This is a genomic window from Methylobacterium cerastii (genome assembly GCF_022179125.1).
Taxonomy (GTDB): Bacteria; Pseudomonadota; Alphaproteobacteria; order Rhizobiales; family Beijerinckiaceae; genus Methylobacterium; species Methylobacterium cerastii.
Map to the genome: position 1 here is coordinate 1 of NZ_BPQG01000089.1, position 4,419 is coordinate 4,419.

Genomic DNA, 4,419 nt, shown 5'->3' on the forward strand with positions numbered 1-4,419 from the left:
GGGCCCGATCGGGCCCCTTCATCGTTCAAGCTGCCGGCCGCCACTGACCTGGTTTTACTCCGCCACAGCAGCCTGGAATTGGTCCGCCCTTTACAGCCTCGGCTCCGTCACGAACAGCGTGCTCTGCGTCACCGGCCCGGAACTGACGCTGGACGAGTGGACGGCCTGCCGGGACGTGCAACACCTGCGCGAGATCCTAACCGGGATTGCAGGAAAGTTGGGGGCGATCGGCTTGCGGGTCGACCGGCGGAAGGCAGGGATCAGGGTCGTCAAGGCCCGGTAGCCCCTGCCTTTGGCGAAGACGCCTTCTCCCTCAGTGGAACGATCCCACCGCCGGAAGCGAACGATCAGCTGATAGGGGGCGCTTGGGAAGGCGTACCCGGTGCAGCCGTGCCACGACATCTGCGTACGTGTTCGCCATCGCCTCCGGAACGAGCGGGAGGCGGCCGGCCTTGCGATCTTCGAGGTTCGACATGAGACGTGCTCCATTGATTGCGAAGCGGCCGAACCGTCTTTCGAGTGCGCTGCAATAGATATGGAGTGCGTCGCACCATTCGTCCCGACTACGTGGCATCGTGTCAGCCCACGGACCCGTGATGATCGTGACACGGATCAGCAATCGGATCGCCACATGCCCATCACGGTGCAGCGGTAAGCATCTCCGCTCCTGCGATGAACCGGAGCATGTGCATGGTACTCGCTGACCTCGACAAGCGTGCCGAGCTGACCGTCTGGCCGTCCGACGGGCCAGCTCATACCGCACGCGGGCGGGCGTTCTCCACGTTGCGCGAAGCCCTCGCCGCAGCGGCCGAAAGCATCCAGGCCGACGATGCGCAGCCCTGGATCATCACCGAGGATGGCGACATCCTCTCGCCGCGTTGGATCAGGGCAAACGCTGATCCGCGCCACCTACAATAGGCAGGCGAAGGGAAGGCCATAGGCCGGCGCTACGGTTCCTGTTCCCCGCGTCACCGACCTTCACACGATCACCCGGCCCGAGGCGTCACGGGCACGGTGCAAGGAACTGGCCCGCACCGGCCTGTCATCGCGTGCTCTCTGTGCTGGGCAGCCTGTCGGCGTTCGCGACCGCCGCCGGCGCGCGAGCGTCGAGAGGCCGGCGGCATAGCACCTTGCGAGATCCGAGACGCGTCCGCCATGACGAACGGACGCCTGCGGCTACCGCATGGCTCGACTAGTCCTACCCACCGCCCGGATTCTCTGAGTGGCTCTGTCCGCAGGGTCGCCCGCCGCTTGTCGGCAGCCCTTTTCAGGTTTCTGAGCGTCCGAATTCACAGGTCTAGAACTAGGAGTATGCGTGCGCTTTGCGGATTTGCACCCTCCCCCTTGAAGCGAGAGGGTAGGCGCGGCTAGGGGGAAGGGCGAGTTGCGGGTCAGCCGCAGCCAGGCCGTCCACTCGGCCGACGCGATACGCACCACGTTCGTGTCGTTCCGGAAGCCTGTTACCCGCCGCTCCTCGACCGTCACCATGCCGAGCTTCCTCGCCTCACGGATCGCATTGCGCACCGTCGTCTCGGCGACGCCGGCAATCGCCGCGAGGTGCCCGACAGCAAGGCGGCAGTCCTTGCGCCGGACGGTCTCGGCCGCCACGAGGGCGAGCACCGCTTGTTCCGCCAGGGTGAACCGTGCCGCGAGGCCCGGGGGAAGACGCCCAGATGCCGCCCAGCGGCGACGGCGCTCCATCGAGGCATCCGTACGAGGGCGAGAGCCGACAGACCTCCGCGGCCGTTCTACGGGTGCCGGGGCGATCGACCGAAGTTCGATCAGCCCTGACAGCGCCTCGGCCTCGGCCTCAGACACGTGCCCTTCCCCGAACGCCTTCCACAGCGCGGATGCCACGGCCGGCAACGCGACGCGCGGGGCCGCCTCCGCTTGTCGGCGGATCTCCTCATAGAACAACGGTCACGGTCCCTTACGGGCCGCGGGCAGGGTCCAGGCAAAGCCTTCCCGTTGACGAAAACACGTTCCGTCTTGACTCTCGAGGGAATCATGTGGCTTGTGAGGGGCAGCGATGCGGGCCTCACAGCCCCAGGTTTTCGACGGCCTCACCCTTGCCGGGGTGGGGCCGTTGGCTTTTCAGGGTCTATCTCGCGGCGGTGATCTCTCCTGATGCCGGCTCACGACTCGCTCTGAGCCGCATGCCGGAAGGGCTCATGTCGGCCAGCGAAGACGGTTAAGTCAACGTCGCAGCCAAGCTGCCCTTCCTCTGACAAGTCAACGCTAAAACACGTTGTCGGACTGACGTGATGACGTGTCAACACTCTGACGCTCCGACGGCCTGACGGGTTGCATCGTCATCCTGTTGCGTTGATGAAGTGTAAACCTGTGGACGCGATGGTTCGGCAGGTTGTCTGCCCGTCACACTGTCAGAAGGTCAACGCGATGCACACGCTCGCCCTCGTTTCTCAGAAGGGAGGCGCCGGTAAAACGACGCTGGCGCTGCACCTTGCGGTCGCCGCTCATCGCGCCGGCCTTCAGGTCGCTATCGCCGACCTTGACCCGCAATCCTCGGCCTGGAAGTGGAGCGAGCGTCGCAAGGACCATCCTGAGGCGGTCGTAACCTCGGCTGAGCAACTTGACCACGTGAAGGCGCAGGGCGCTGCCGGGGGCCTCGACCTGCTCATCATCGATAGCGCCCCGCACGCCGACCGGCCCGCGCTTGTGGCCTGCAAGGCTGCCGACTTGATCCTGATCCCGTGCCGCGCTTCGATCCTCGATATCGACGCCATCGGACAGACCCACGACCTCACAACGATCGCGCGCAAGCCGTCGTGGGTCGTGTTCAACGCGTGCAACACCTCGACCGAGTTCGACTTGGAGGAAGCGCGCGCCGGCCTGCGAGAGCGCGATGTCCCCGTCTACCCGGGTGCGGTCTATCAGCGAGTCTCATACGCGCGCGGCTTCATCCCCGGCCGGACAGCTCAGGAGATTGAACCCGGGGGCAGGGCGGCTTCGGAGATTGATCACCTGTTCCGGTGGACAGCCGACCTCATGAGACTCTCGCTTTCGCAAACTGATAGCATCGAGGCCGCGTGATGAGCGCAGCACCCCGCTTCAGCCTTCGGGCCGCCGTGACCGACAGCGTTTCGACCGGACGCCGTGATGAGCTTCCCGAAGCCGTCGAGGTCAATCCGGCCCTTGAGGCGACCTCGCCGCCAGCGGCACGTCGCCGAGCTGCGAAGGCCGTCGTTGCCGAGCCAGCCAAGACCAAGCGTCCGACTACGCGCGAGGGCGCGCGCGGCATCACCGTGTGGGTCGAACCTGAGGTCTACCGGATGATAAAGCTGGTCGGCCTCGACGCTGATATGACGACACAGGACGTCATGATGGAGGCGATCGACGACCTTCTCGCCAAGAAGGGAAAGGGCCGCATCGCGAGGACGCGATGACGCCGCACCGCGCTGACGTGTTGACAGGTTGACGCGTCATCTTCGGTCGCATCGGCGATGCAGACTCAGTTAAAGGCCTATCCAAAGAGAGGGTTGCACTTTGATCCTACGTTCTGGGAAGGGCGCGACCGGTACCAATGCGGGCGTGGTCTGACGCATCGGGAACAGGTTGCGTGCCGTCGCTGTCCTGCAGACCTGCTCAAAGCTTCCAGCTGCACCAGGCTGCTTCAAGGGCGCCTACAGCCTCTTCCAGCGAGCTTACGGTCGCGCCGCGCCGATAAGGTGCGGCACCGATATCGAGCTGCATGCCCCACATCCACTGCTCGGCTGCTGCAGAGCCGGCAAAGATACAATCGATGCGGCCAACGATCAGAGACCCCCTCGTTACGAAGTACGTCTCGCGCGGCTGATCCTGCAGGCGTGTGTAGACGAGCTTGGCCACGACATCCTCGACAGCGCGAACCTAAATGCCTCGCTCCTTCGGGCGGTTCATCACACGTATCCGTAGCGGACGACCTGCGACAGCGCCGCCAAGCCCGTCCGTAATCGGCAACGGGAAGCAGCGCGAGATGGATGTCAGCACGCCGGAAAGGAAGGCTTTCTGAGCCTCCTCGTCACCGACGAGCTTGGAGTGCGTGATCCTCGGCTTCCCCTGCAAGCTGCCGTCCCGCTTGATGCTGAAGAGGAGCGTCACTTCCGATCTGACCGATGCAGCTGGGCCGCCTACGGATTGCGCGCAGGAGCCGAGGAGCCGCCACATCCCGTCCAGCGTGGATGTTGGTTCAGCCCTCACGCCAGCGGCAGCGAAGAGCAGGGGCACGGCGAGCATCAGGGAGCGCATGAGGACAAAGGCCAGGTTGAAAAACGCCCCGATATTCACCTGTCAGGCTCTCGAAACACTTTTTTCCCGCCGTTTGATTTCCAGTCGCATTTTCCCGACATCAGCCGCGAAGGAACGATCTCGCGGTTGGCCTCAATTCTATCATGTCAGGAAAACGGTCGGATAGCCGAC

The 4,419-nt window shown here is 64.4% G+C and carries 7 protein-coding genes; 4 read left to right on the top strand and 3 right to left on the bottom strand.

Going from position 1 to position 4,419, the window contains the following annotated elements; genetic code table 11:
- Positions 1-283 (top strand): hypothetical protein (locus MFF13_RS23395; protein ID WP_238273064.1); only part of this gene is annotated, 283 nt, incomplete at its 5' end.
- Positions 284-690: 407 nt separating this feature from the next.
- Positions 691-918, top strand: a complete 228-nt coding sequence (locus MFF13_RS23400; RefSeq protein WP_238273065.1) for a hypothetical protein — start codon at positions 691-693, stop codon at positions 916-918.
- A 258-nt stretch (positions 919-1,176) separates the two neighbouring features.
- Here the strand turns inward: MFF13_RS23400 and MFF13_RS23405 are convergent, their stop codons facing one another.
- Positions 1,177-1,917: a helix-turn-helix domain-containing protein gene (locus tag MFF13_RS23405; protein ID WP_238273066.1), complete on the bottom strand. Its 741-nt coding sequence runs from the start codon at positions 1,915-1,917 to the stop codon at positions 1,177-1,179.
- Positions 1,918-2,400: 483 nt separating this feature from the next.
- Here MFF13_RS23405 and MFF13_RS23410 point away from each other — a divergent pair, with 483 nt between their 5' ends.
- Positions 2,401-3,054 carry a nucleotide-binding protein gene (locus MFF13_RS23410; RefSeq protein WP_238273067.1) on the top strand — a complete coding sequence of 218 codons (654 nt, stop codon included), beginning with the start codon at positions 2,401-2,403 and terminating at the stop codon, positions 3,052-3,054.
- Entirely contained in the window at positions 3,054-3,407 is a 354-nt protein-coding gene (locus MFF13_RS23415) for a ribbon-helix-helix domain-containing protein (protein ID WP_238273068.1), read from the top strand. Before MFF13_RS23410 ends, MFF13_RS23415 begins: the two co-directional genes overlap by 1 nt.
- 199 nt (positions 3,408-3,606) lie before the next feature.
- On the opposite strand, the gene MFF13_RS23420 is transcribed toward MFF13_RS23415, so the two are convergent.
- Together MFF13_RS23420 and MFF13_RS23425 are read right to left on the bottom strand one after the other, a co-directional pair.
- Positions 3,607-3,849: a hypothetical protein gene (locus MFF13_RS23420; protein ID WP_238273069.1), complete on the bottom strand. Its 243-nt coding sequence runs from the start codon at positions 3,847-3,849 to the stop codon at positions 3,607-3,609.
- A 21-nt stretch (positions 3,850-3,870) separates the two neighbouring features.
- A complete protein-coding gene (locus tag MFF13_RS23425) occupies positions 3,871-4,287 on the bottom strand; it encodes a UCP034077 family protein (protein ID WP_238273070.1) in 417 nt (138 codons plus the stop codon).
- Between the last annotated feature and the right edge of the window lie 132 nt (positions 4,288-4,419).

Coding starts and splice junctions, on each gene's coding strand:
- MFF13_RS23400 (WP_238273065.1), top strand. CDS start 691: ATGGTACTCGCTGACCTCGACAAGCGTGCCGAGCTGACCGTCTGGCCG.
- MFF13_RS23410 (WP_238273067.1), top strand. CDS start 2,401: ATGCACACGCTCGCCCTCGTTTCTCAGAAGGGAGGCGCCGGTAAAACG.
- MFF13_RS23415 (WP_238273068.1), top strand. CDS start 3,054: ATGAGCGCAGCACCCCGCTTCAGCCTTCGGGCCGCCGTGACCGACAGC.